The sequence below is a fragment of the Methylocystis heyeri genome, from assembly GCF_004802635.2.
In the GTDB taxonomy this organism is placed as follows: domain Bacteria; phylum Pseudomonadota; class Alphaproteobacteria; order Rhizobiales; family Beijerinckiaceae; genus Methylocystis; species Methylocystis heyeri.
Map to the genome: position 1 here is coordinate 893,450 of NZ_CP046052.1, position 22,689 is coordinate 916,138.

Below are 22,689 nucleotides of genomic sequence, written 5' to 3' on the forward strand. Positions count from 1 at the left end.
GTCAAAACAAAAACTTAGAGTCTTTTCATGTTTCCGGGAAACATGAAAAGACTTAAGGCTTCCGCCGAACGGCTCGCGATGATGCGAACCGATCAGCCGGAGGTCGTATAACGGCGCCGATCAGGCGCCGTAGGCGGGGCGCTGCCTGCGGGAGCCGTTGCTCGACTGCTGCGGTCGCGCGCCTCTGGAGCGCGGGGCGTCGCGATGCTGTCCATCCCGGCGCGGCGGCTGCTGGCCGTTACGGGCGCCGACGTCGCCCTTCGGGGCCCCGCCTCTGGGGGTGCGGCGCTCGGGTCTCGCTTCCTCGGCGCGGCCTTCCTCGCTGCGGCGATCGGTGAACGGCAGCGCCTGGCGCGTCAGTTTTTCGATCTGGCGCAGCAAGGGGCGTTCGCTGTTGTCGCACAGCGAGATGGCGCGGCCGGTGGCGCCGGCGCGCGCGGTGCGGCCGATGCGATGGACATAAGCCTCCGGAACCTCCGGCAGCTCGAAATTCACGACATGGCTCACGCCGTCCACGTCGATGCCGCGCGCGGCGATATCGGTCGCGACCAGAACGCGGGTGCGGCCGCTGCGGAAGCCGTCGAGCGCGCGGATGCGCTGGTTCTGGCTCTTGTTGCCGTGGATCGCCTCGGCGCCGACGCCGGCGGCCTCCAGATGCTGCGCGACGCGATCCGCGCCCCGCTTGGTCCGGGTGAAGACGATGGCGCGCGACACCTCGGCGTCGTTCATCAGCTCGACCAGCAGGTTGCGCTTGGCTCCGCCGTCGATGAGAAACACATGCTGATCCACGCGCTCGGCGGTGGTCGCCGCAGGCGTGACCGAAACCTGGGCGGGGTCGTTCAGCATATCCTGAGCGAGGCCGGCGATCTCCTTGGGCATGGTGGCGGAGAACAGCAGGGTTTGCCGCTGCTTGGGCAGCTTGGAGACGATCTGGCGGATCGGGACGATAAAGCCGAGGTCCAGCATGTGGTCGGCTTCATCGAGCACGAAAGCCTCGATCGCCGCCGGCTTGAAGCGGCCCGAGGCGATGTGGTCGAGCAGGCGGCCGGGCGTGGCGACCAGTACATCGAGGCCGCGAGCGAGCATGTCCACCTGCGGACGGTGCGAGACGCCCCCGACGATGACGCCGACGCTCGGGCGCATGAACTGGCCATAGGCGCGGAAACTGTCGGCGATCTGCGCCGCAAGCTCGCGCGTCGGCGCCAGCACCAGAGCGCGGGCCGTGAAGGGCGCCGGGCGGCGGCGGTCGGCCAGCAGCCGGTTGAGAATGGGCAGGGCGAAAGAGGCGGTTTTTCCCGTGCCGGTCTGGGCGATGCCGAGAAGGTCGCGGCCCTGGAGGAGCAGGGGGATCGACTGGGCCTGAATAGAGGTAGGCGTTTCATAGCCTTCACGATCGAGAGCGCGAAGGAGCGTCTCGGCGAGGCCGAGATCGGAGAATTTCGTCATGTCGTCTTTCAAAAAGCGGTCGCTCGCCGGCCCTTGAAAAGGGCGAGCCAGTCGATCCGGGAATAAGGAGACTTGCCCCGCGTAACGGGCCGTCAACTCGGGATGGAAAGGCTCGACAGCGGATCGGTCGTCGAAAAGGGACGAGGGATGATCTCTACGCGGCTGGAGCGCCTCATGCTGCGACGCAGCGCAATCTGGCTACAGCATGAGCTCGCTCAAGTCAATGAGGAGCTTATGGGGGTAGTGGGTCGGTTTGAAATTCCGCTTTGCGCCAGGAGGGGACCGTCTGACATAGCTGCTACGGCCACGTCACTCGCTTCCGCGTCGAGGATGCCCGTCTGTTACTTCACCAATCCCTAGCCTCGTCGAATCGCGTGGGCTGCAAGCTCCTCAGCAAGGATAGGTGCGCCCAGATTGATCGCCTGAACGCCCTGGGCGACGCACAGCTCGAGAACCGCGAAAATCTCCTCAATGGACGCGCCCGCCTTCAGAGCATTGTGGATGTGCCGCCTCGTTCCAGGCGCAAACATATGCGTGAAAGACGCATCGAATGCGACGCTCAACAATTCGACCTCTTTTGGCGGCAACACGCCGCTACCATAGATACCAGCGCCCGTCGCCATGAACTTATCCGTCCATGCGGGATCGAGCGAGAGGAACGGGTCCCAGGCCTCATTCCATTGCCCCAGCGCCTTCATTTTGTCGCAAGCCGGCGTGGGGATAGGCGTGGAAGCTTTGGGCTGCACGCCAGCGGCCTCCGCCTCCTCTAGGAGGATTGGCGCGGCGAGGCTGCAGGAATGGATCGCCATCACGCTTGCGCATTTGAAGACGAACAGGATTTCGTCGCGATTCGCGCCTGCGTCGAGTGCGTTCCGGATGTGGCGACGCGTTCCGTCGGCGTTGAGATTGGTGCAGGCGACATTGATGGCGAGGCTGACCAATTCGACCAGCTTCTGTGAAAGGGCGCCGCTCTTCCAAGAATTGGTCGCCATGGCGTCGCATGCCGCCGCCCATGGCGCGTCCCATTCGTGCAAGAGCGCGAGAGCCTCGTCCCAGGGCCCGGCTTCCTTGTCTGTCATGTGAATGCTCTTCTCCGCGTTCCAAGAAAGGAGGCGCCCGCACGCAGCTGTGTCGGGCGCCTCACTCGCTCCTTACAACACGCTCGTCGAACTCGTGGGTGCGTCCAGAGTCTTGGTCAGGCGGCCGTCGGTATCATAGGTCACAAAACCCTTGTAACCCTCGGGTCGGTTCGGCGGCAGACCGACCTTAAACAGCGTCTCTTCTACTGTGTCATACCATTCGCCGATTTTCATCATTGCGCGCGCTTCGTCTGCCGTCGCGACCTTGCGGCCAAACTGCTCGCTCTGCTGCACGGCCCACTCGACTTGTTTTACCGTCGGCCAGCGCTTCTTGTTCATGTCCCAGATATTGTCTTCGATGCCGACGCGAACATGTGCGCCGAGAATTGTCGCCATCGTCTGGATAGCGATATTGCCGCGCATACTGCTCCAGAAGGTCACGTTTGCGCCGTGCGGGGCGCGTCGCAGCATCTCCATCCAATCATAGGGATTGCGGCCCATCGAACCGCCGCCGTAGCCGCAAAGCGCCAAATTCAGAGGCCCCTTGTAGACGCCTGCGCGGAGCAGGCGCTCGATGATTTCGAGCTGGTGGACGTGGCCCGGCACGAAATAGGGTTGGATTTTATTTGCGCTGAGCCGTTTGAGATGCTCGAGATAGAATTTGGAGGTCGAGTCGACAACCATGTCAGCCCATGCGGCGGCGACCTTCGGATCCGCCAGATGGGTGCCGTCCACATCGCCCGAAATGAACGCCTGCGTAACGTCCCAAAGCGTCGTGCCTGTCGTCACTGTGACGCAATCCGGCTTCGGGTTCAGCTCCGTCAACATGTGACGCGTATCGTAGTCAAGCCATTTGGCTTTGGCTTGGTCCGTGTGCGGGGCGAAGGAGATGGAGCCCCCGACCTGAAGGATCATCTTCGGCACAGCCTCACGCAGACGTGCGAGCAGGTAATTATATTGGTCGAAGTTGGTCGAGCCCTGACCGGACTCGGGATCGCGCACATGGACGTGCAGCATGGTCGCGCCGGCGTTGTAGCAATCGACCGCCGCCTGCACCTGCTCGTCCCAGGTGAGGGGCAGGTCGGCGACGTCGCCGGGGAGCCATTCGGGACCGTAGGGCGCCGCCGTGATGATCGTCGGCTGCATGTTCTCGGGGAAGAGCGAATCGTCCGTAAAATACATCATGGCCTCCCATGTCGTTCGCCGGGCAGAAGCGACGGCATCCAACCTCAGGGCCCTCTTATCGAGGTCGAGATGGTCGCCCTTGTCGCAGTCGCCCGTTCTACGTTGAACTGCATCGGCGCTTTGCCGCGCGTTTTGACATTACTCATGTTCGGCCAAACATCTTGACTTCTGACGACACCGAATCGCCGCAGGATATGTCGTCCCACTTAAGTTTATGAAATTCCAAATTGTTTGGAGCGGAATTTTTTTGGAGAGACGCCCGTCCAACGGCGGAAAGAACGGCTGAAGACAGCCGGGTCCGCATAGCCAATTGCAGCGCTGATATCGACTAAGCGCAAATGCGTCCCGATCAGGAGTTGGCGCGCCATTTCGTAGCGCGCCGCCTCTCGCAGAATCAGAAAACTCGTTCCTGCCTCCTCCAGACGACGCTCCAACGTCCGGGGATGCATCGATAGACACCGTGAAACCCGCGAAAGTGACAGATCTGAGTTTGGAACCATCGACACGAGGGTGCGGAAGACCAGATGGCACAGATTTGGAGGAGTTTTAAGCCAGTAATCCTCAATCAGCAGAGAAAGGCGCTCGCGTTCAGAGGGGTCTGAGCCGTCTATAGGCCACGCTAATTCCTCCCGGGAAATGGCCAAGGCCGAGCATTCAGAGTTGAAATGAACCCTTGCGCCAAACCGGCACTCATACTGTGCGCGCTGCATCGCTGTTTGCGGCGGCGCTTGCGAGAGCAGAACTTCAAACTCACAGGACGGATTGAGTTCCTTCGCAATGCGCGTCGCGACGGCAATGGCGGCGGCGCATATCTGCTCGCGTCCCGGCGCGCCTCGCTGATATACGGCATAGCCCCAACGCGCGTCACTTCTTGTCCGATAAAGGAAGACGGTGGCGCCCCGTATATATCTCATGTGATGGGTCGCCAGATCCTGAAGTGCATCGCCGAGCGACGGCGCATGCCTCATAAACTGCCCCATCAGTCCAAGCGCGGCGAGCGATCCTCTCTCGCCCACGAGAAGACCGAAATAGGAACAATTGCTGTGCTCGACGCACTTCTCCATGTAGCGACCGAGCTCAACGAAGGAGATGAGGTTTTCAGGGTTGGACAAGATGTCAGGATCGAGGCCGGCGGCCTTCGCGGTTCTGCTTGGGTCAACGCCCAGATCGGTTAACACCTGCGGGGCGAAGCAAGCGACGCCGACCCGATGAAGCCCTCCTTCCGCGCCCGTCCCTGAATGCGCGTCGCACAGCGCGAGTGTGCGATTCAGCTTGTCGAGAAACGCCTCGGGCGCTGTCGCATCGCTTGGCATGGGAATGTCCGGGTTGCGCCTGTAGCGGAGACTATCGGAAGCACTTCAATGATCAAGCCCTTATCCCCCATGGGTTTGCTTCGCCAAGACCGCTTTGAGTGATGAGCGGAAATTCAAACTAACCCACTAGCCTTGCGGGCGGCCAAGCGCATTGTGGGCGGCGCGGGTATGGAAAAGCTCCCTCCCGGCGCCACATCCATGCAAGGGGAGGGCAATCCCATGCGGACTTCCGAGATCCTCGCCGCATTGATCGGTCCGACGCTTCTGGCCACCGCCGCGATGTTGCTGCTCAATCTCGGCGTCATGCCCGCCATCGTCGAGGAGCTGTCGAGGAGCCCGATGCTCATCGTCCTCGCCGGCTATGCGGCCTTCGTTCCGGGCCTCGCCATCGTCTATTTCCATAATCGCTGGGCTTTCGGCTGGCCTCTCTTCATCACCCTCATCGGCTGGCTCAGCGTGATCGTCGGCCTCATCCGCATGTTGTTCCCCTTGCAATTAACCGGAATCGTCGCCGGAGCCGCTTCGTCTCCCGGGTTGCAGGCCGCGCTGTTCGTGGTCGGCGTCGTCTTTCTGATTGTCGGAGGCGTGTTATCCATCAAGGCCTATGTGCGGGGATGAGGCGAGAGCCCAACATAAGTTGACAGCATTTATAGACTTTGTAGTTTGCGTCGGTTCAATATTGAGGAACCACCATGCCGTCCCGCCTTTTCGACAAGCGCGCCCGCTTGTTGGCCATCACCCTCGCCGCCTGCGTGGCCGCAGGCAGCGCAGCACTCGGCCAGTCCCTTCTCAATGTCTCCTATGATCCGACGCGCGAGCTCTACAAAGCCGTGAACAAGGCGTTCTCCGCCGAATGGAAGAAGAAGACCGGGGAGGACATTCAGATCCAGGCCTCGCATGGCGGGTCGGGCGCCCAGGCCCGCGCGGTCATCGACGGCCTTCCGGCCGATGTCGTGACGCTCGCTCTCGCCAATGACATCGACGCCATCGCCAGCAAGACGGGAAAGATTCCGGCGGATTGGCAGAAGCGGCTGCCGCATAATTCTTCGCCCTATGCCTCGACCATCGTTATTCTGGTGCGCAAGGGCAATCCCAAGGCGATCAAGGACTGGGACGATCTCGGAAAGCCCGGCGTCGCCGTGGTTGCGCCCAACCCCAAGACTGGCGGCGGGGCGCGGTGGAATTTTCTCGCCGCCTGGGCCTTTGGGTTGAAAAAATTCGGAGGCGACGAGGCGAAAACCAAAGAGCTGGTGAAGGCGATCTACAACAACGCGCCGGTTCTCGACTCGGGCGCGCGCGGCTCGACGACGACCTTCGCGCAGCGCGGCATCGGCGATGCGCTCATCACCTGGGAGAACGAGGCGTTTCTGGCGCTCGAGGAATTCGGCGCCGACAAGTTCGAGATTGTTGTTCCGTCTCTTTCCATCCTCGCCGAGCCGGCGGTCGCCCTCGTCGACGGCAATGTGGACGCCAAGGGCTCGCGCAAGGCGGCCGAGGCCTATCTGAATTTCCTCTATTCCCCGACGGCGCAGGCGCTGATCGCCAAATATGGCTACCGCCCCTCGCTCCCGGAATATGCCGGCAAAGACGATCTCGACCGTTTCCATAAGCTGGAGCTCGTCACCATCGACCAAACTTTCGGCGGCTGGCCCGCGGCGCAGAAAAAATTCTTCGTCGACGGCGCGATTTTCGACGACATGCAGAAGCGATGATCGCGCCGCGAGCCGAGACCGGCGGGCGCCGCAATGAAAAACGCCCCGCGTGCGGGGCGCCTTGGCTTCAAAGCAGAAGACCGAGCTACATGACTCCGCCCGCCTTCGGCAGATCGTGCGCGCGATCGAAATGGCGCTGCAATGTGGTGACAGAGGCCTGCGCCCAGGATTTCAGTTCGGGATTGTCGCCATTGGCGGCGTAGCTCTGGAACAGTCGCAACGCCCGTTCGTGTCCCTGGATCTGCTGCGTCTTGAACTGCTGCTCGAAATTGGCGCCGCTCGCGGATTTGAGCTGCTGCAGGTTCTGTTCGTGCTCGCTGTCCAGTCTGGTCGGCCATTCGTGGCCGCGGATCTTTTCCGCGTCGGCCTTCAGCTGATCCTGCATCTTGGTGTGATCGGCCACGATCATGCGAGCGTATTCCTTGAAAGCGGCGTCCGTCGCCCTGTTTTCCGCCTCCTGGCCGGCCTGGATTTCGAAGCTGTTTATGTTCCACGCCTTGTTGATGAACTCCGGCGTCGTCACGCGCTCCATCTGGGTCGTGGGCGCGGTCGAAGGGAATTCACGCGTCTGTGTCTGGGCCTGGACCGCACCGCAGGCGACTATCGCAAGCACCGCGCTTGAAGCGATCAGCATTCTCATATTTGGCTCCACGCTCGCTCCCCGGCCCGATCAGGAACCCGCGCGCGGCCCCGCAGGTTCCTGATCGGCAGATCTTTCATGATTCGATTTGCGGATGGGGAGCCCGGTGGTCGGGCGCCGACTTCAGCGTTTTCGGAATTGCAGCGCCGGTACGCTCGACTCGGGCTCGAGGGGGGCGACGCGGATGCTCTTGGCGTTGAGGTCGAAAGACGAGAAATCGATGTGACGCAGCATCTGGTTGTCGTAGGTCTTGACGTAATAGCGCTTGCCCCTGAGATCCGCGATCGCAGTCCACTGCGTGAATTCCAGAGGCGCTGCTTTATCGCTCGCATCGGGTTGAATGAAGCCGACAGGGATGTCGAAATTATTGAGGATGTGCTCGGCGAGACGCACTGTCTGAGCTCCGTCGGGCCGGGGCTTGGCGGAAAGTGCGAAGCCGAGAGCGCGCACGAAGCGTGACGGCGGCGTCGGATCGCCCGGAATGCCGAGCAGGCCGGAGCCCTGGCCGAAAGAGGAGATCGTCTCTCCATCGATCTTCAGCGGTTCGGCGTTGACCGGCGACAGCTTCACATAGTTGCGCAGATTGGTCATGTGCCAATCGAATGTCGGGGAATTGGTCAGGACGCCGAGCGGATTGTCATAGACCTTGAGCTTGCCGCCGACGGGCTCGATCACCAGCGATGAGCCGCCGGCGTCGTGCAGCGTATAATGGAACGGCGGCGTGATGCCGAGGGTCGGCTCGGTTATGCCGATGATGGAAATTTCGGCGAGAGCCGCCTTCACTTCCGCGACTGTCGCGAAATTGGTCAGCACCCAGGTGAGGAAATCCCAGGGCGCCAGCGCATGGGCGGAATCGGCCGTAGCGGGGTCGGCGTAGCCCACGTAATCGGGGAAATAGAGTATTCCGCCGCCAAGGCCTTTTTCATTCATCCCGTCCGTGATCACCGGCTGTCCGAAGGCGCTGAGACCAACAGCGGCGTAGCGCGTCTTCCAGTTCCAGCTCGGTTTTCCCCCTGGGCCGGTCGCCGCGAGCGTGAACTGGCGGGGAATGACGATCGCTTCGGAATGGAGCTGAAAGCCGAATTCCATGGTGCGGCCATAGACGGGCGAACCGTCGGCGGCCTTGATGAGAAAGCTCGTGCACGCCTGCGCGGCGGGCAGGGCGGCGAGTTGGCCCGCGAGGATAAAAACAGCGAATTTGGCGAGAGCGGATTTTTTATGGCGACGAAGAGTCATGGGTGCCCCCTTTCAAGGAAGGCGGTCGGCCGAAGAGGCGATTTGCGGGGTCGAACGCAGTTTCAGCTAAGGCTTTGGATTATAAGCGGTCGAGCCCGCTGCGCCAGACAAAGACGCGTTTGGACTTAACGGGCGGTTTTCGAAGCGGGAACAGTGCGACGCAGTTTCGTTGCGCAAAACAAGACACTTTATCCCCGATCCTCGAAGCGCGACCGGCTTCGGCCTGTCCGGTAGCGTTGGCGACCTTCGCCATTGTATAGGAGGCGAGGGCGCAGCAGTCCCGCAGTCTCTTCTCAGGAACTCCTCATGGGTCGCCTCGCAGTCGCAGGGAGGTCGCTTCGCACGCAGCTGAAGAAGCGCAAAGCGGAGATGAGGCTCTCGATCAGGGTGACCGTCGCCGCCGTGTCGGCCTTTGCTCTCTCCAATCTCCTGAAAATCCCTCTGCCCTTGTGGACAGTGCTGACGGCCGTCGTTCTGACCCAGATAAATTTCGGGAAATCGCTGAAGGCGACCTTCGACTATCTGGCGGGCACGCTCTTCGGCGCAGTTTACGCTGGAGCCGTCGCCGCGCTGGTTCCGCACACGACAGAGCCCGCTCTCGCGGGCGTTCTTGCGATGATCGTCGCGCCGCTGGCGCTGCTCGCGGCGATCAACTCCAGCTTCAGCGCCGCCACATTCACCGGCGTGCTGGTGGTTCTGGTTCCCGCCTTCGCCCATGTGACGCCCATCGAATCAGCGGTCTATCGCGTGCTCGAAGTGGCGGTCGGAGGTTTGGTCGCGCTGGCTGCTTCTCTGCTGGTGCTGCCGACCCGCGCCCATTCATTCGTGATCAAGGCCGCGGCGTCGATGCTCGATCTTGCGGCGCAATCTCTACCGGAACTGTTCTCGGGGTTTACGCAAGACCGCGATGCAGCCGCAGTCAGCCGCATTCATGAGAGGATCGGCGCAGCCTATGTCCGGTTGGACGCCGCAGCTGCCGAGGCGAAGCACGAACAGATAAGTTTTCTTGCCGGCGGCCCGGAGAACCGACCTCTGCTGATTGCGCTGCTGCGGCTGCGCCACGACATGGTGATGATCGGGCGGGCAGCCTCGCGGCCGCTTCCCGAGGAACTCCAGCTGCGGCTCGGGCCCGCGCTCGCGCGCGTGGCCGAAACCGCAGCGGATCATCTTCGCCAATGTGGAAAAGCGCTGCTCTCGCGGCGTCGAGCGGAAAGCGCGCTGGGCGAGGCCGCAGCCGCCATGGATCGTTTCGCGCAGGCATTGGCCGCGGTTCGCAACGAAGGGCTCACGCGCGGCCTGTCGGTAGCGGAACTCGAGAGCCTCTTCGCCCTGGGTTTTGCGATCGAGCAGCTGCGGCAAAATCTCCAGGACATCGATGCTTGCGTAAGGAAGACGGCGCACGGAGGATAAGGGCGGTCATGGGCGCACAGTTTTCGCCAGGGCCGAAAATGCTATTGCCCGCAGGCCGCGTGCAGCCCGCCGCCGAAGACCTCCCGCACCGCCTTGGCGCATTGCAGCGTGAAGACCGTGCCCTTTCCCGAAGCGCCGCCCTGGCTCGTGACGCCATAGATCGCTAGGCCGGAGCCGAAGTGGAGCGCGTTGAAAGTCGGGCCGCCGCCCGCAAAGGCGCCGTCGGCGGCGCCGCTGAAACGATAGAGGATATTTTCGGTCCAGTATGGCGAGGAAGGGGCGGCGGGCGGCCTGAGTTCGAACAGCGTTCCGCAGCCGGCTCCGCCGCAGCCTGTGCCGCCGCCAGCGGAAGTCGCGCCATACAGGTAGCCGCCCTTCAATGTCGGCGGAGCGTATGGCGCCGCGCCGTCTCCACCGCCGTCGAAGCTGTAAAGCACCGTATACTGCCACTGTGTCGAGGGTGGGACGGGCGGCGCCAAAGAATAGACGGCGCCATTGCCTGCCGCGCCTCCCGCTGTGGTCGTCCCATAAAACATCCCGGATGAATCTCTGGTGAGACCGCTCCTCGGCCGCGCGCCGTCGCTCCCGTTGAAAGCGTGGAGTACGGTCTCGCACCAGAGGTTTGGGGATATGGGCGTGCAATCGGGGCCGGGCGGCGTCAGTTTGAATATGACCCCCTTGTCGCCGGCGCCTCCGAGCGTGGTCGTTCCGTAGATCGCCCCGCTGGAATCGACGAGGAGAGTCGTCCAAGCATTGGAGCCGTCGGCTCCGCCGGTGAAACTGTAAAGAATGGCTCCGGTCCATTGACCACCCGAAGAGGCCGGCGGCGTGAGCTTATAAATGGCTCCCAAACCATAGGCGCCGCCGGTGATGACGCTGCCGATGAGGGCCCCGGCGCCGTCGAGCACGGCGGCGCCGGAAGGAGTGGTTGTGGGATAGGTCGGGGGAAAGGTGTAAATCTGTGTGTAAGTCCATGGCTGCGAGGGCTGCAGCGGCGGGGTCAGCTTGAAAGCGACCCCATTATTGTCGTTGCCTCCGCCGGAGGTCGCGCCGTAGAGCGCTCCGCTCGGGTCCGCGACGAGTCCGGCAGAAGGTCCGGCGCCGTCGGCCCCCGAAAAGCTGTAAAGCACGGTCTCGGTCCACTGGCTTTTGCCGGGCGCCGGCGGGGTCAGCTTGAACACCGTGCCGCTTCCCCCAGCACCGCCGCCGCCAGTCGTACCGTAGAGAGCGCCCCTGTCGTCGGCCAGCAGCGTCACATAGCTCGGGCCTCCGCCGTCGGCCCCGCCGGTGAAGCTGTAAAGCGTGGCTTCGCTGAAAGGCGCCGGCGGCCAGGTCTGGGCGAGGACCGGCGCGGTCGCGCTGGCCATGAGGAAGGAAACCAGCAGCAGCGTGCGCGAATGTCTGAAACTCCGGCGCATGTTCATTCCCGCATCTCCCGCATCCCAGAATAAAAGCGAAATATTCCTATTGAGCTAGACCAGCGCGGCGACGGGCGCAACCTCGGCGCAAACGGGCGCGGGCGATGCCCTACTGCACGCAGGCCGTATGCTGGGCGCCGCCGAGCACCTCCCGCGTCGCCTTGGCGCATTGCAGCGTGAACACCGCGCCGAAGCGCGAGGCGCCGCCGATGTAGCCGGTGACGCCATAGACCGCGAGGCCGAAGCTGAAAGGCAGCGCGTTGAATGTCAGGCCGCCTTGCGGCCAGCCGCCATCGGAGTTCCCGGTGAAGCGATAGAGGACGTTCTCTGTCCAATGCATTGCAGGGGCCGCGGGCGGCAGCAGCTGGAACAGTGTGCCGCAACCACCGTTGCAGGAGCCGCCGCCGCCATGAATGGTTGAGCCATAGAGCGCGCCGCCCATCATCGTCAGGTCGGAGACGGGGTTTGCGCCGTCCTGGCCGCCGGCGAAACTGTACAGCACCGTCTCCTGCCATTGGGTCGAGGGCGGCACGGGCGGGGTCAAGGAAAACACCACGCCCAGGTTGTTTGCGCCTCCGAGTTGGGTCGCGCCATAGAGTACGCCGGAGGCGTTGTTCAGGACGAGACCGGTCTGGGGCTGCGCGCCGTCGCTCCCCGTGAAAGTATAAAGCACGGTCTCGCACCAGAGGTTTGGGGAAACGGGCGTGCAATTTGTGCCGGACGGGATCAGCTTGAACACGACCCCATTGTTCTTGACGCCGCCTAACTGCCCCGTGCCGTAGATCGCTCCGTCGGCGCCGAGGGCGAGCGTCGAATTGGGATAACCGCCATCTGCACCGCCGGTAAAACTGTAAAGCGCGGAGCCGGTCCATTGACCGCCCGAAGAGGGCGGCGGCGTGAGCTTGTAAATCGTGCCGAAACCGCCGATGCCGCCGGAAGCGTTGGCGCCGATCAGCGCCCCGGCTCCGTCGAACATGGGGGTGGCCAAAGGCATGCTGTACGGGTCGAAGTCGTAAATCTTGGCGTAGCTCCATTGCGTCGAAGGCGGGACCGGCGGGGTCAGCTTGTACGCGACGCCCGATTGGTTTGCGCCTCCATTGACGGTCACGCCATAGAGCGCTCCGTGCGAGTCCCGGACGAGCCCCGAATTAGGATTGGCGCCGCTGGAACCGCCGGTGAAGCTGTAAAGCAGAGTCTCAGTCCACCGGCTCTTTCCGGGCGCCGGCGGCGTCAGCTTGAAAACCGTGCCGAGATCGCCCGTAGCGCCGTAGAAAGTCGTCCCATAGAGCGCGCCCGTATTATCGGTCAACAGCGTGACATTTGCGGGCATGGAGCCGTCGGGGGCGCCGGCGAAGCTGTAGAGCGTCGACTCGCTGAACGGCGCTGGCGGCCAGGTCTGCGCCAAAGCGGGGCTCGCTCCGGCGACGAGAAGAGAGGCCAGCCGTAGCGTGCGCAGAATCGACCCGTTGTGGATATCCATGGAATCTCCCGGAATTCGGTGAAAATATACCGGTTCGGTTAGCGTAGGGCGGCGGCATGCGCAACAACGGCGCGGATCCGGGGGGAGCGCCGCCGACGATGCCCTACTGCGTGCAGGCCGCGTGCTGCGCGCCGCCGAACACTTCTCTCGCCGCCTTGGCGCATTGCAATGCGAAAACAGAACCATTGCCCGCAGTGTTGAAGCCAGACGCGACGCCGTAAATACTGGAACCGGAGCCGAAGTGGAGTTCGTTGAAAATCAGTCCGCCGGTCGGATTGCCGCTGTCGGAGCCGCCGGTGAAACGGTAAAGAATATTCTCTGTCCAGCGCAGCGTGGGCGGGTTGGGGGGCGCGAGTTCAAACAGCGTGCCGCAACCGAAACCCCCACAGCCGGTTCCGCCGCCGGCAAAAGTCGCGCCATAGAGCGAGCCTCCCTTCTGGATCAGCGGCGGGTACGGGTTAGCGCCATCCTGGCCGCCGGCGAAGCTGAGGAGCACCGTCTCGAGCCATTGGGTCGAGGGCGGGGTCGGCGGCGTCAAGGAATACACCACGCCCTGGTTGTATGCGCCTCCCATCTGCGTCGTCCCATAGAGGGCGCCGGAGGCGCTATCCAGGATAAGACCGCTTACGGGTAGTGCGCCGTCGCCCCCGTTGAAACTGTGCAGGACGGTCTCGCACCAGAGGTTTGGGGAGGCGGGCGTGCAATTGGCGCCGGGCGGCGTCAACGCGAACACCACCCCAAAATTGTTGGCGCCCCCATACTCCGCCGTGCCGTAGATCGCTCCGTCGGTGTCCACCAGCAGCGTCGTATAGGGAATGCGGCCATCGGCTGCGCCGACGAAATTGTAAAGCGCCGCGGCGGTCCATTGACTGCCCGGCGAGGCCGGCGGCGTGAGCTTGTATATCGTGCCGCCCCCATAGGCGCCGCCGTTGCTGGCGGCGCCTATCAGCGCCCCGGAGCCGTCGAATATGGGGGCGTTGTAAGGGACGTCTCCGTTAGGCGCGCTGAAGTCGTAAATCTTGGTATAGCTCCATTGGGTCGAAGGAGAAACCGGCGGGGTCAGCTTGAAAGCGGCGCCAAGGTTGTGTGCGCCGCCCCCTTGGGTCACTCCATAGAGCGATCCGTGCGAATCCCTGATTAGCCCGGAACTGGGGTTTGCGCCGTCCGAGCCCGAAAATTTGTAAAGCACGGTTTCGGTCCATTGGCTCGCGCCGAACACCGGCGGCGTCAGCTTGAACACCGCGCCGCTACCGCTGCCGCCGCTATAGGTCGTCCCGTAGAGCGCGCCCTTGTCGTCGGCCAGCAGCGTCACGAATTCCGGGGTTGCGCCATCGGAGCCGGCGAAGCTGTGAAGCGTCGCCTCGCTGAACGGGGCCGGCGGCCAGGTCTGGGCCAGAACTGGGGCGGGCGCGCCCATAACGAGACTGCAAACCATCCGCAGATGTCTGCCGTGAATGCCTATGTTCATGGATATCCCCGCAACTGAGCATGAAATATGATTATTTTGCTAGCGCGGCGCGGCGAAAGGCGCAAGCGTGGCTTGCGCCCTACTATTACGGGCCGCACGCCGCATGCTGGGCGCCGCCGAAGACCTCTCGCGCCGGCTTGGCGCATTGCAGCGAGAAAACCGTGCCGACGCCCGAAGTGCCGCCTGAGGCGGAGACGCCATAGACCGCCAGGCCGAATCCGTAAGGCAGCGCGTTGAAAATCAGCCCGCCTTGAGGAAAGCTGCCGTCCGGGGAGTTGCCCGTGAAACCATAAAGGATGTTCTCCGTCCAGTGGAATGTGGGGGCGGCCGGCGGCGAAAGCTGGAACAGCGCTCCGCAGCCCAAGCCCCCCGCGCAGCCGGTTCCGCCACCCGCAGTGGTCGCGCCATATAGCGAGCCGCCCAACAGGGTCAAAGGAGCGTATGGGTTTGCCCCATCCTGGCCGCCGGCGAAACTGTACAGCACCGTCTCGAGCCATTGGGTCGAGGGCGGAACGGGAGGCGTCAGGGAATACACCACGCCCAGGTTATGGGCGCCTCCTGATGAGGTCGTCCCATAGAGGGCGCCGGACGCGCCGTTCAAGATGAGACCGGCATACGGCGAGGCGCCGTCGCTGCCGCCGAAGGCGTGCAGCACAGTTTCGCACCACAGGTTTGGGGAGACGGGCGCGCAATTGGTTCCGGACGGCGTCAGTTTGAACGCAACCCCCTTGCCGCCGGCGCCTCCGGCCAATGTGGTGCCGTAAATCGCTCCGCTGGTGTCCACCACGAGGGTTGAAGCGGGGGAGCCGCCGTCGGCGCCTCCGGCGAAAGTATAAAGTGTGGCGCCGGTCCACTGCCCGCCTGAAGAGGTCGGCGGCGTGAGCCTGTAAATCGCGCCGAAACCGGATGCGCCGCTGCCGTAGGTGGTTCCTATGAGCGCCCCTGCGCCGTCGAATATGGGGGCGCCGTTAGGCCACGCGCCCGTAGACTGGTTGAAGTCGTAGATCTTGGCGTAGCTCCATTGCGTCGAGGGCGGAGCCGGCGGGGTCAGCTTGTAGGCGACGCCATCGTTGTTGGCGCCTCCCGTTGTCGTCACGCCATAGAGGGCGCCGCTGTAGTCCCTCGTAAGCCCCGAGTAGGGGTTGCCGCCGTCGGAGCCCCCCGCGAAGCTGTATGCCGTGGTCTGGGTCCACTGGCTCTTTCCGGGCGCCGGAGGCGTCAGCTTGAACACCGTGCCCTGCGCGCCCGGGCCGCCGTTATGGGTCGTCCCGTAGAGAGCGCCCGTGCTGTCGGCCAGCAGTGTGACATACCCGGGAACGCCGCCGTCGGAGTTGATGTTGAAGCTGTGAATCGTCGCCTCGCTGAAAGGGGCGGGCAGCCAGGTCTGGGCCAAGGCGTGGCCGCTCGCTGCGGCGGCGAGAATTGAGGCCGCCAGCGGCGCGCGCATTAGGGTCCAGACCCATAAAGTGCTTGGCGTAAAGAGCGGGTTGTGATTCAGGGCTTCCGAAAGGAAGCGCCGATGATTCGCGATCAATTCTGGCTGACAGATGCGCAGTTTTCGAAGATTGCGCCACATCTTCCCACTGACACGCGCGGCAAGGCGCGGGTCGACGACCGCAGGGTCATCAGCGGCATCGTCCAAGTGCTCAAATCCGGCGGGCGCTGGGTCGACGCACCGCCGGAATACGGGCCCAAAAAGACACTTTATAATCGCTATGTCCGTTGGGCCGCCAAGGGCGTCTGGGTCGACTTGTTCCATGCACTCGCTCAAGCCGGCGGGCCGCCGACGGAAGTTCTCATCGACTCCTCGGCGGTGAAAGCGCATCGCTCGGCCAGCGGCGGCAAAGGGGGGAGAAAAATCAGGCCATCGGCCGCTCGCGCGGTGGACGCACAACGAAAATCCACGCGCTGACCGACGCGCAATGTCGACCCATAGCTTTCATGCTCACAGCCGGAAACGTCGCCGATTGCACAGCGGGCGCGGAACTTCTTGCCCATCTTCCGCCTTGCGAAGTCCTCCACGGCGACAAGGGATACGACAGCAACGCCATCCGCCGTAGGATCGAGGACGGCGGCGCACTGCCGAATATTCCGCCCAAGGCCAACCGCAAATGGAAGAACTGCTTTTCGCCGCTCCTCTATCGAAACCGCAACGCCATCGAGCGCATGTTCTGCCGTTTAAAGGATTTTAGACGCGTGGCGACGCGCTACGACAGAAACGCCGTCAATTTCCTCGCCGCCGTTTGCCTCGCTGCCACTGTCAGCTATTGGTTATGAGTCTGGGCCCTAGTCTGAAATCGTCGCAAAGGCTCATCTGAAAACTCCCGGAATTAAGCGCAAATATTACTGTTCCACTAGCGCAGCCGCGTAGAAGTCGTAAGCCGACCGCGAATGCTGGCGTCGCCCTATGGCGTGCACGCCGCGTGTTGGGCGCCGCCGAACACTTCTCGCGTCGCCTTCGCGCATTGCAGCGCGAAGACCACGCCGGCGTTCGAAGTCCCGCCGACGTTCGTGACGCCGTATGCCGCCAGGCCAGCGCCGAAGCGAAGCTCGTTGAAAATCAGGCCGCCTTGCGGAAAACCGCCATCGCCGCCGGCGGCGAAACGGTAGAGGATATTCTCGGTCCAGCGCGTCGCGGGAGCCACGGGTGGCGCGAGTTGGAACAGCGCGCCGCAGCCGAGGCCGCCGCAGCCGGTTCCGCCGCCGTTATAGGTGGCGCCATAAAGCGAGCCGCCCATCAGGGTCACCGGGGAGTATGGGGTTGCGGCGTCCTGGCCTCCTGCGAAGCTGTAAAGCACCGTTTCCTGCCATTGGGTCGAGGGCGGAATCGGCGGCGTCAACGAAAAAACGACGCCCAGATTATGCGCGCCTCCCGCCGAGGTCGTCCCATACAAGGTCCCGGAGGAATCCATCGAGAGCCCGGCCAGGGGCGCCGCGCCGTCGGTCCCGCTGAATTTGTACAGCACAGTCTCGCACCAGAGGTTGGGAAATACGGGCGTGCAATTGGCGCCTGAAGGCGTCAGCTTGAACACCACCCCCTTGCCGCCGGAGCCGCCCCCCTGGGTCGTGCCGTAGATCGTTCCATTGCTGTCGGCGGAGAGAAACTGGGGATTGGCGCCGTCGGCGCCGGCGGTGAAATTGTAAAGCGCCGCGCCGGTCCAAGGCGCCCCGGCCGAAGCCGGCGGCGTGATCTTGTAAATCGTGCCGCCGTTATAGTAGCCGCCGTAGCGGGCTGCGCCGATCAGCGCTCCCATGTTGTCGAATACCGGAGGGCCATACGGATCCGCTCCTGTGGCCAGGGCGAAGTCGTAAATCCTGGCGTAGCTCCATTGCGTGGAGGGCGAAACCGGCGGGGTCAGCCGGAAAGCGGCGCCGAGATTGGCTGTTCCCGGCGCCAGTTGCGTCACCCCATAGAGCGCCCCGACCGAATCCCTGACGAGCCCCGAATAGGGGCCGGCGCCGTCGGAGGCCGAAAAGCTGTACAGCACGCTCTCGGTCCATTGGCTCTTGCCGAACGCCGGCGGGGCCAGCTTGAACACCACGCCATTTCCGTTGGCGCCGCCGGCCAATGTGGTCCCGTAGAGCGCGCCCTTGCTGTCGGCCAGCAGCGTGACAAGTCCAGGGGAGCCGCCGGCGGCGGAGCCGGTGAAGCTGTACAGCGCGGTCTCGCTGAGAGGAGTCGGGGGCCAGGTCTGGGCCAGGACCGGGTTGGCGGCTCCGGCGACCAGAACGGCGGCCAGCGGCAGTTTTTTTCTCGAGAACCTGAAAGCGTTGCGAATGTTCATTGGGATCTCCAGGAATTAAAGACGCAAAAATATGAACCTGTGGAGCGGAAGGCGCCGCGGATGCGCTACTGCGCGCAGGCCCCGTGCTGGGCGCCGCCGAACACTTCCCTTGCCGATCTGGCGCATTGGAGCGTGAAGACCGCGCCGAAGCCCGAGCCGCCGTAGTTGGCGACGCCATAGATCGCGGAGCCGGAGCCGAAGCCGCGCGCATTGAATATCAGGCCGCCTTCCGGCCAGGAGCCGTCGGAGCCGCCGGTGAAGCGATACAGGATGTTCTCGGACCAGCTCAGGGCGGGCGCGACCGGCGGCACGAGCTCGAACAGAACGCCGCAGCCGCTGCCGCAGCCGGTTCCGCCGCCATAAAGGGTCGCGCCATAGAGCGAGCCGCCCATGAGCGCCAGGGGAGAGTGTGGGTTGACGCCGTCCTGGCCGCCCGAGAAGCTGTAGAGCGTCTCCTCCACCCATTGGATCGAGAGGGAAATGGGGGGCGTCAACGAATAGACGGCGCCCTTGCCATTCGCGCCTCCATCTGGGGTCGTCCCATAGAGGACGCCGGAGGCGTTATCCAGGACGAGACCGCTGTCGGGATGCGAGCCGTCGTTGCCGTTGAAGGCGTGAAGCACGGTCTCGCACCAGAGACTGGGGGATATAGGCGTGCAGTTGGAGCCGGCCGCGGTCAGCTTGAAGGCGACCCCGTTGCCGCCGCTGCCGCCGCCCGAAGCCGTGCCGTAGATCGCGCCGCCGGTGTCGACCATGAGCGTCGAAGCGGGACTGCCGCCATCGGCGCCGCCGGTGAAATTGTAGAGCGTCGCGGCGGTCCATTGACTGCCCGGAGAACTCGGCGGGGTGAGCTTGTATATCGTGCCGCCCCCACCGGCCCCGCCGGAGACGGTGGAGCCGATCAGCGCCCCGGCGCCGTCGAATATGGGGGCGCCGTAAGGGGTGCTCCCCGTAGACTGGTCGAAGTCGTGAATCTTGGTGTAGCTCCACTGGGTCGAGGGCGGGACCGGCGGGGCCAGCTTGAAGGCGACGCCAATGCCCTTGGCGCCTCCCATCTCCGTCATGCCGTAGAGCGCGCCGCCAGCATCCCTCGCGAGCCCGGAGTTGGGGTTGTAGCCGGCGTCGGGGACCGTAATGGAGAAACTGTAGAGTGTGGTCTTGGTCCACCGGCTTTGTCCGAGCGCCGGCGGCGTCAGCTTGAACACCGTACCGCCGCCGTCGCCGCCGAAAGTGGTGGTCCCATAGAGCGCGCCTTTGCTGTCGGGCAGCAGCGTGACAAATTCCGGCCTAGCCCCGTCGGCGCTCCCCGCGAAGCTGTAGATCGTCGCCTCGCTGAGCGGCGCCGGCGGCCAGGTCTGGGCCAGCGCGGGCACTGTCGCGCCGGCAATAAGGAGGGCGGCCAGAGACGGATGACTCGGTAGTCTGAAAGCGCTGCGAATGTTCATCGATGGCTCCGGGAACTAAGCGAAATAATAGAATTTGGGCTAGCCCAGCGCGGCGAAGGGCGCAAGCTCGGAAGGGGAACGCGAGAATCCGCTACTGCGCGCAGGCCGCGCGTTGCGCGCCGCCGAACACTTCCCTTGTCGCCTTGGCGCATTGCAGCGCGACGGCGATGACGAGCGACGCTAGCGACAGACAGGCATAAGGTCTGAAATTTCGCGGGATATTCATGCGCGTCCCCATTGAGCGTTCGAAACGCCGGGCCTCGGAATTGTCGGAACCGATCGTCGGCCTGACGCAAGGCCACGCCGCAGAACGCTCCACTCGCATCCCTTACGAGCCGAGCGGAGGAGCTGTTACCGAGAGGGCGCGGAAATAACTGCAAGGGAAGTTCCGACGCCGGCTCGAACGCCGCACAGTTTTTCAGGGAGGCGATCCCGGGCGGGGCCGCCCGGCGCTATCGCGCGCAGGCCGCGTGCTGGGCTCCGCCGAACACCTCCCGCGCCGCCTTGGCGCATTGCAGCGTGAAGACCGTGCCGAGGTTCGAACCGCCACAGCCGGTTCCTCCGCCCTTCAGAGCCGAGCCGTTGAGCGCGCCGCCCATCAGCGTCAGTGTGGAGGTGGGGTTTGCGGCGTCCTGGCCGCCGGCGAAGCTGTAAAGCACCGTCTCCAGCCATTGAGTCGAGGGCGGAGCGGGCGGCGTCAAAGAAAAGACTACGCCGTTGTCGTGCGCCCCCCTCTCTGGGTCGTCCCGTACAAGGTTCCGGAAGAATCCATCGTTAATCCAGAGATTGCCCCTGAGCCGTCGCTCCCGCCGAAGGCATGCAGCACAGTCTCGCACCAGAGGTTTTGACCTCTGGGCGCGCAGTCGGAGCCCTGCGGCGTCAGTTTGAACACGACGCCTTGGCCGGCTCCTCCGGCCAGGGGCGTGCCGTAGAGCGCTACGGGGCGGCCGCTATAAGAAAAGAAACCAGTGACGGTGTGTTCAGATCTCTGAAAGCGTCGAGGATGTTCATTCGGGGCTCCCGAAATAAAGTGCATTTATGGCTGTACAGTTATCCCGGCGCCGAAAAGGGGCAAGCATCGAGAGGGCAGGGCTTCGCCGTTGAGGAACAGACAGCAATTCCGTATCTTGCTCGCCGGCGCGTTTATCCGCCTCCAGCCGAAAGGTCCATGGAGCAAGACACATGGCGATTTATAAAGCGGCAAATCTCATTGAAGTCTACAGAGCCAAATCGAAATCAAAGGATATAAACGAACTGACGGGCAGGACCGGGCGGCCGGACCTCACCCGCTTTGTGACAAGAAACATCATAGCCAAATTGCCCTTGAACGAGTCCTCCTGCGTCGTCGACGTCGGCTGCGGTCACGGCCTCCTGCTGCATTACGCCGCCGAGATGGGCGTCAATCCCTATAAGGGCAGACTGATCGGCATCCTGCCCACCAAAGAAGAGGTGTCGCGGGTCCGCGCCCATCTCCTCGACGATCCCGCGGTGCGGAGCGGCCTTATCTCGATCGAACTCGGAACCGCGGAAAGGACGGGCCTCCCGGACGGCTTCGCCGATGTGGCGGTGTGCAACAGCGTGATACATGGCGCGGGGCGTTCGCTCGAAGACGCAAAAGCCGCGCTGGCGGAATTCAATCGGATATTGAAGCCGGGCTGCGTCTTATTTCTCGGCGAGCTTCCCGACTCCGATGAATTTGCGGGAAGAAACTGCGGAGATTCGATAACCGGCTGGCTTTTTTATGTTTTGAAGAATCAGGGGCTGGACGCCTTTTTGGCCAGGCTGAAACAGGTGGCTCTCGCGCTGGTCGGCGAAGAGCCGTTCGTCGTCGCTCCAAAGAAGCTTTTTTATAGCCCGCCGGGAGAGTTCATCGATTTGGCGAGGCAATTCGGTTTCGAACCCATCGAGCATTACAGGCATGTCGAGATACACCAGGATGCCGGGGAGGGCGAAAGCGCGACCCGTTGGGATTATCTTTTAAGAAAGATTTCCGCGGTTCAAAATTAGTTCGCCCTGCGCGTTGAGCTCGAGATGAGAAACGAACCCCTGCTGACGATAGGCATTCCCAGTTACAACAGGCCGAAGAAGCTCGAGGAGCTTCTCGATCAGTTGTCCGCCGGGTTGGAAGCCGAACGATTCAACGTGTTGCTGGTGGACGACGGCGATAATCCGCAGACCCTCGCGGTCGCAGCGAAATTCATGGAGCGTCCCGGTTTCTCCTATCTCAAGAATGAAACCAATATCGGCTACGCGCGATCCTTTTGCCGGCTGATACAGCAGTGCCCGAGCGAATATCTGCTGGCGACGGGCGACGACGATCTGGTTGAAACGGCCAATCTCGAGAGGATCGAAGCCGTCCTGCAGGAGAAACGCCCGGATTTCGCCTGTCCGATCTATTTGCTGGGCGGCCAGATCTATCGCGGCGTATCGGTCGATAGAACGATCCTTCCGGCGGAATATATCCTGTGTTCAGGACACGCGCCCGGCCTGGTCTATCGCGCCGAGGCGTTCAGACCGCTGTTGCCCGTGCTGCATAAGCGGGTGGAGCAGCGAAAATCGGATGCGTTCTGCTACCCGCAGGTGCTGTGCGCCATTGCGGCGCTCCTGCAAGAACGGCAAGCCGTTTTCCTCGGCGTCGCGAGCGCCTACGACAATGAGAGCTTGCCGAGCGATCTGACCGACAGCGGCGGCGGGCGCTACTGGGATTACGAGTCGAGGCTGCAGCAGTTCGCGGCTTTCGACGAGTTCATCGCAAATTTCCCTGCCGCGCATGAGTCGGCTCGCGCAGAGATGCTGCGCGCTCATCGCTCGAATTTTATCCATCGGGTCATTTTCGCCTGGAGCCAGAACGACCCTGCTTCGGAGGCGAGATTCGAACGCCTGATGATCAGAAATCAGATAGCGCGAAAGATGCCGCGGAAATTGAAGGAGCTGGTGAAAATGGCGCTTCGCTCGAATGCGTAAACCGATCCGGTGCTGACGGGGAGGGTTTGCAATGCTGCGAGCTGCGTCATAGTGACGCCGACGCCCGCGGATGCATGGCCGCCGGCCGTGGACTTTTCGAAAACCCGC

Annotated in this window: 21 protein-coding genes; 6 read left to right on the top strand and 15 right to left on the bottom strand. The window is 63.2% G+C overall.

Features of this window, described 5'->3' with window-relative positions:
* Window positions 1-120: 120 nt before the first annotated feature.
* The 4 genes from H2LOC_RS03970 to H2LOC_RS03985 form a co-directional block, all read right to left on the bottom strand.
* Window positions 121-1,446: a DEAD/DEAH box helicase gene (locus H2LOC_RS03970; RefSeq protein WP_136495202.1), complete on the bottom strand. Its 1,326-nt coding sequence runs from the start codon at window positions 1,444-1,446 to the stop codon at window positions 121-123.
* Between the two features lie 356 nt (window positions 1,447-1,802).
* A complete protein-coding gene (locus H2LOC_RS21355; protein WP_162009690.1) occupies window positions 1,803-2,525 on the bottom strand; it encodes a carboxymuconolactone decarboxylase family protein in 723 nt (240 codons plus the stop codon).
* Between the two features lie 72 nt (window positions 2,526-2,597).
* Window positions 2,598-3,710 carry a beta-keto acid cleavage family enzyme gene (locus H2LOC_RS03980; protein WP_246206976.1) on the bottom strand — a complete coding sequence of 371 codons (1,113 nt, stop codon included), beginning with the start codon at window positions 3,708-3,710 and terminating at the stop codon, window positions 2,598-2,600.
* Between the two features lie 212 nt (window positions 3,711-3,922).
* Entirely contained in the window at window positions 3,923-5,023 is a 1,101-nt protein-coding gene (locus H2LOC_RS03985) for an AraC family transcriptional regulator (protein ID WP_136495203.1), read from the bottom strand.
* Window positions 5,024-5,242: 219 nt separating this feature from the next.
* Between H2LOC_RS03985 and H2LOC_RS03990 the strand changes: the two genes are divergently transcribed.
* Window positions 5,243-5,641 carry a hypothetical protein gene (locus H2LOC_RS03990; RefSeq protein WP_136495204.1) on the top strand — a complete coding sequence of 133 codons (399 nt, stop codon included), beginning with the start codon at window positions 5,243-5,245 and terminating at the stop codon, window positions 5,639-5,641.
* 74 nt (window positions 5,642-5,715) lie between these two features.
* Entirely contained in the window at window positions 5,716-6,735 is a 1,020-nt protein-coding gene (locus tag H2LOC_RS03995) for a sulfate ABC transporter substrate-binding protein (protein WP_136495205.1), read from the top strand.
* Window positions 6,736-6,820: 85 nt separating this feature from the next.
* On the opposite strand, the gene H2LOC_RS04000 is transcribed toward H2LOC_RS03995, so the two are convergent.
* The gene (locus tag H2LOC_RS04000; protein ID WP_136495206.1) at window positions 6,821-7,375 is read right to left on the bottom strand and encodes a DUF4142 domain-containing protein; all 555 of its coding nucleotides are present in this window, start codon (window positions 7,373-7,375) and stop codon (window positions 6,821-6,823) included.
* Between the two features lie 123 nt (window positions 7,376-7,498).
* The gene (locus H2LOC_RS04005; protein ID WP_136495207.1) at window positions 7,499-8,611 is read right to left on the bottom strand and encodes a linear amide C-N hydrolase; all 1,113 of its coding nucleotides are present in this window, start codon (window positions 8,609-8,611) and stop codon (window positions 7,499-7,501) included.
* A 306-nt stretch (window positions 8,612-8,917) separates the two neighbouring features.
* Here H2LOC_RS04005 and H2LOC_RS04010 point away from each other — a divergent pair, with 306 nt between their 5' ends.
* Entirely contained in the window at window positions 8,918-10,021 is a 1,104-nt protein-coding gene (locus H2LOC_RS04010; protein ID WP_136495208.1) for an FUSC family protein, read from the top strand.
* A 41-nt stretch (window positions 10,022-10,062) separates the two neighbouring features.
* Here the strand turns inward: H2LOC_RS04010 and H2LOC_RS04015 are convergent, their stop codons facing one another.
* The 4 genes from H2LOC_RS04015 to H2LOC_RS04030 form a co-directional block, all read right to left on the bottom strand.
* Window positions 10,063-11,445, bottom strand: a complete 1,383-nt coding sequence (locus H2LOC_RS04015; protein ID WP_136495209.1) for a choice-of-anchor tandem repeat GloVer-containing protein — start codon at window positions 11,443-11,445, stop codon at window positions 10,063-10,065.
* Window positions 11,446-11,548: 103 nt separating this feature from the next.
* Entirely contained in the window at window positions 11,549-12,919 is a 1,371-nt protein-coding gene (locus H2LOC_RS04020) for a choice-of-anchor tandem repeat GloVer-containing protein (RefSeq protein WP_136495210.1), read from the bottom strand.
* Window positions 12,920-13,022: 103 nt separating this feature from the next.
* Window positions 13,023-14,387, bottom strand: a complete 1,365-nt coding sequence (locus H2LOC_RS04025; RefSeq protein ID WP_136495211.1) for a choice-of-anchor tandem repeat GloVer-containing protein — start codon at window positions 14,385-14,387, stop codon at window positions 13,023-13,025.
* A gap of 85 nt (window positions 14,388-14,472) precedes the next feature.
* The gene (locus H2LOC_RS04030) at window positions 14,473-15,834 is read right to left on the bottom strand and encodes a choice-of-anchor tandem repeat GloVer-containing protein (protein ID WP_136495212.1); all 1,362 of its coding nucleotides are present in this window, start codon (window positions 15,832-15,834) and stop codon (window positions 14,473-14,475) included.
* A 72-nt stretch (window positions 15,835-15,906) separates the two neighbouring features.
* Between H2LOC_RS04030 and H2LOC_RS04035 the strand changes: the two genes are divergently transcribed.
* A protein-coding gene (locus tag H2LOC_RS04035) for an IS5 family transposase (RefSeq protein WP_425487302.1) occupies window positions 15,907-16,664 on the top strand; the annotation gives its coding sequence in 2 pieces (ribosomal slippage) (window positions 15,907-16,252 and window positions 16,252-16,664; 759 coding nt in all).
* Between the two features lie 128 nt (window positions 16,665-16,792).
* Here the strand turns inward: H2LOC_RS04035 and H2LOC_RS04040 are convergent.
* From H2LOC_RS04040 to H2LOC_RS22050, 5 genes are all read right to left on the bottom strand, one after another.
* Window positions 16,793-18,172, bottom strand: a complete 1,380-nt coding sequence (locus H2LOC_RS04040; protein WP_136495214.1) for a choice-of-anchor tandem repeat GloVer-containing protein — start codon at window positions 18,170-18,172, stop codon at window positions 16,793-16,795.
* A gap of 65 nt (window positions 18,173-18,237) precedes the next feature.
* Window positions 18,238-19,617 (bottom strand): choice-of-anchor tandem repeat GloVer-containing protein, encoded by a 1,380-nt coding sequence (locus tag H2LOC_RS04045; protein WP_136495215.1) that lies wholly within the window; start codon window positions 19,615-19,617, stop codon window positions 18,238-18,240.
* Between the two features lie 91 nt (window positions 19,618-19,708).
* On the bottom strand, window positions 19,709-19,843 hold the full coding sequence (locus tag H2LOC_RS21890; RefSeq protein ID WP_281350548.1) for a hypothetical protein: 135 nt from the start codon (window positions 19,841-19,843) through the stop codon (window positions 19,709-19,711).
* A 226-nt stretch (window positions 19,844-20,069) separates the two neighbouring features.
* Window positions 20,070-20,318, bottom strand: a complete 249-nt coding sequence (locus H2LOC_RS04050; protein ID WP_136495216.1) for a hypothetical protein — start codon at window positions 20,316-20,318, stop codon at window positions 20,070-20,072.
* An 8-nt stretch (window positions 20,319-20,326) separates the two neighbouring features.
* A complete protein-coding gene (locus tag H2LOC_RS22050) occupies window positions 20,327-20,653 on the bottom strand; it encodes a choice-of-anchor tandem repeat GloVer-containing protein (protein ID WP_425487318.1) in 327 nt (108 codons plus the stop codon).
* A 146-nt stretch (window positions 20,654-20,799) separates the two neighbouring features.
* Here H2LOC_RS22050 and H2LOC_RS04055 point away from each other — a divergent pair, with 146 nt between their 5' ends.
* Together H2LOC_RS04055 and H2LOC_RS04060 are read left to right on the top strand one after the other, a co-directional pair.
* A complete protein-coding gene (locus tag H2LOC_RS04055; RefSeq protein WP_154331566.1) occupies window positions 20,800-21,624 on the top strand; it encodes a class I SAM-dependent methyltransferase in 825 nt (274 codons plus the stop codon).
* A 24-nt stretch (window positions 21,625-21,648) separates the two neighbouring features.
* Entirely contained in the window at window positions 21,649-22,581 is a 933-nt protein-coding gene (locus H2LOC_RS04060; protein WP_136495219.1) for a glycosyltransferase family 2 protein, read from the top strand.
* The last annotated feature ends 108 nt before the right edge of the window (window positions 22,582-22,689 follow it).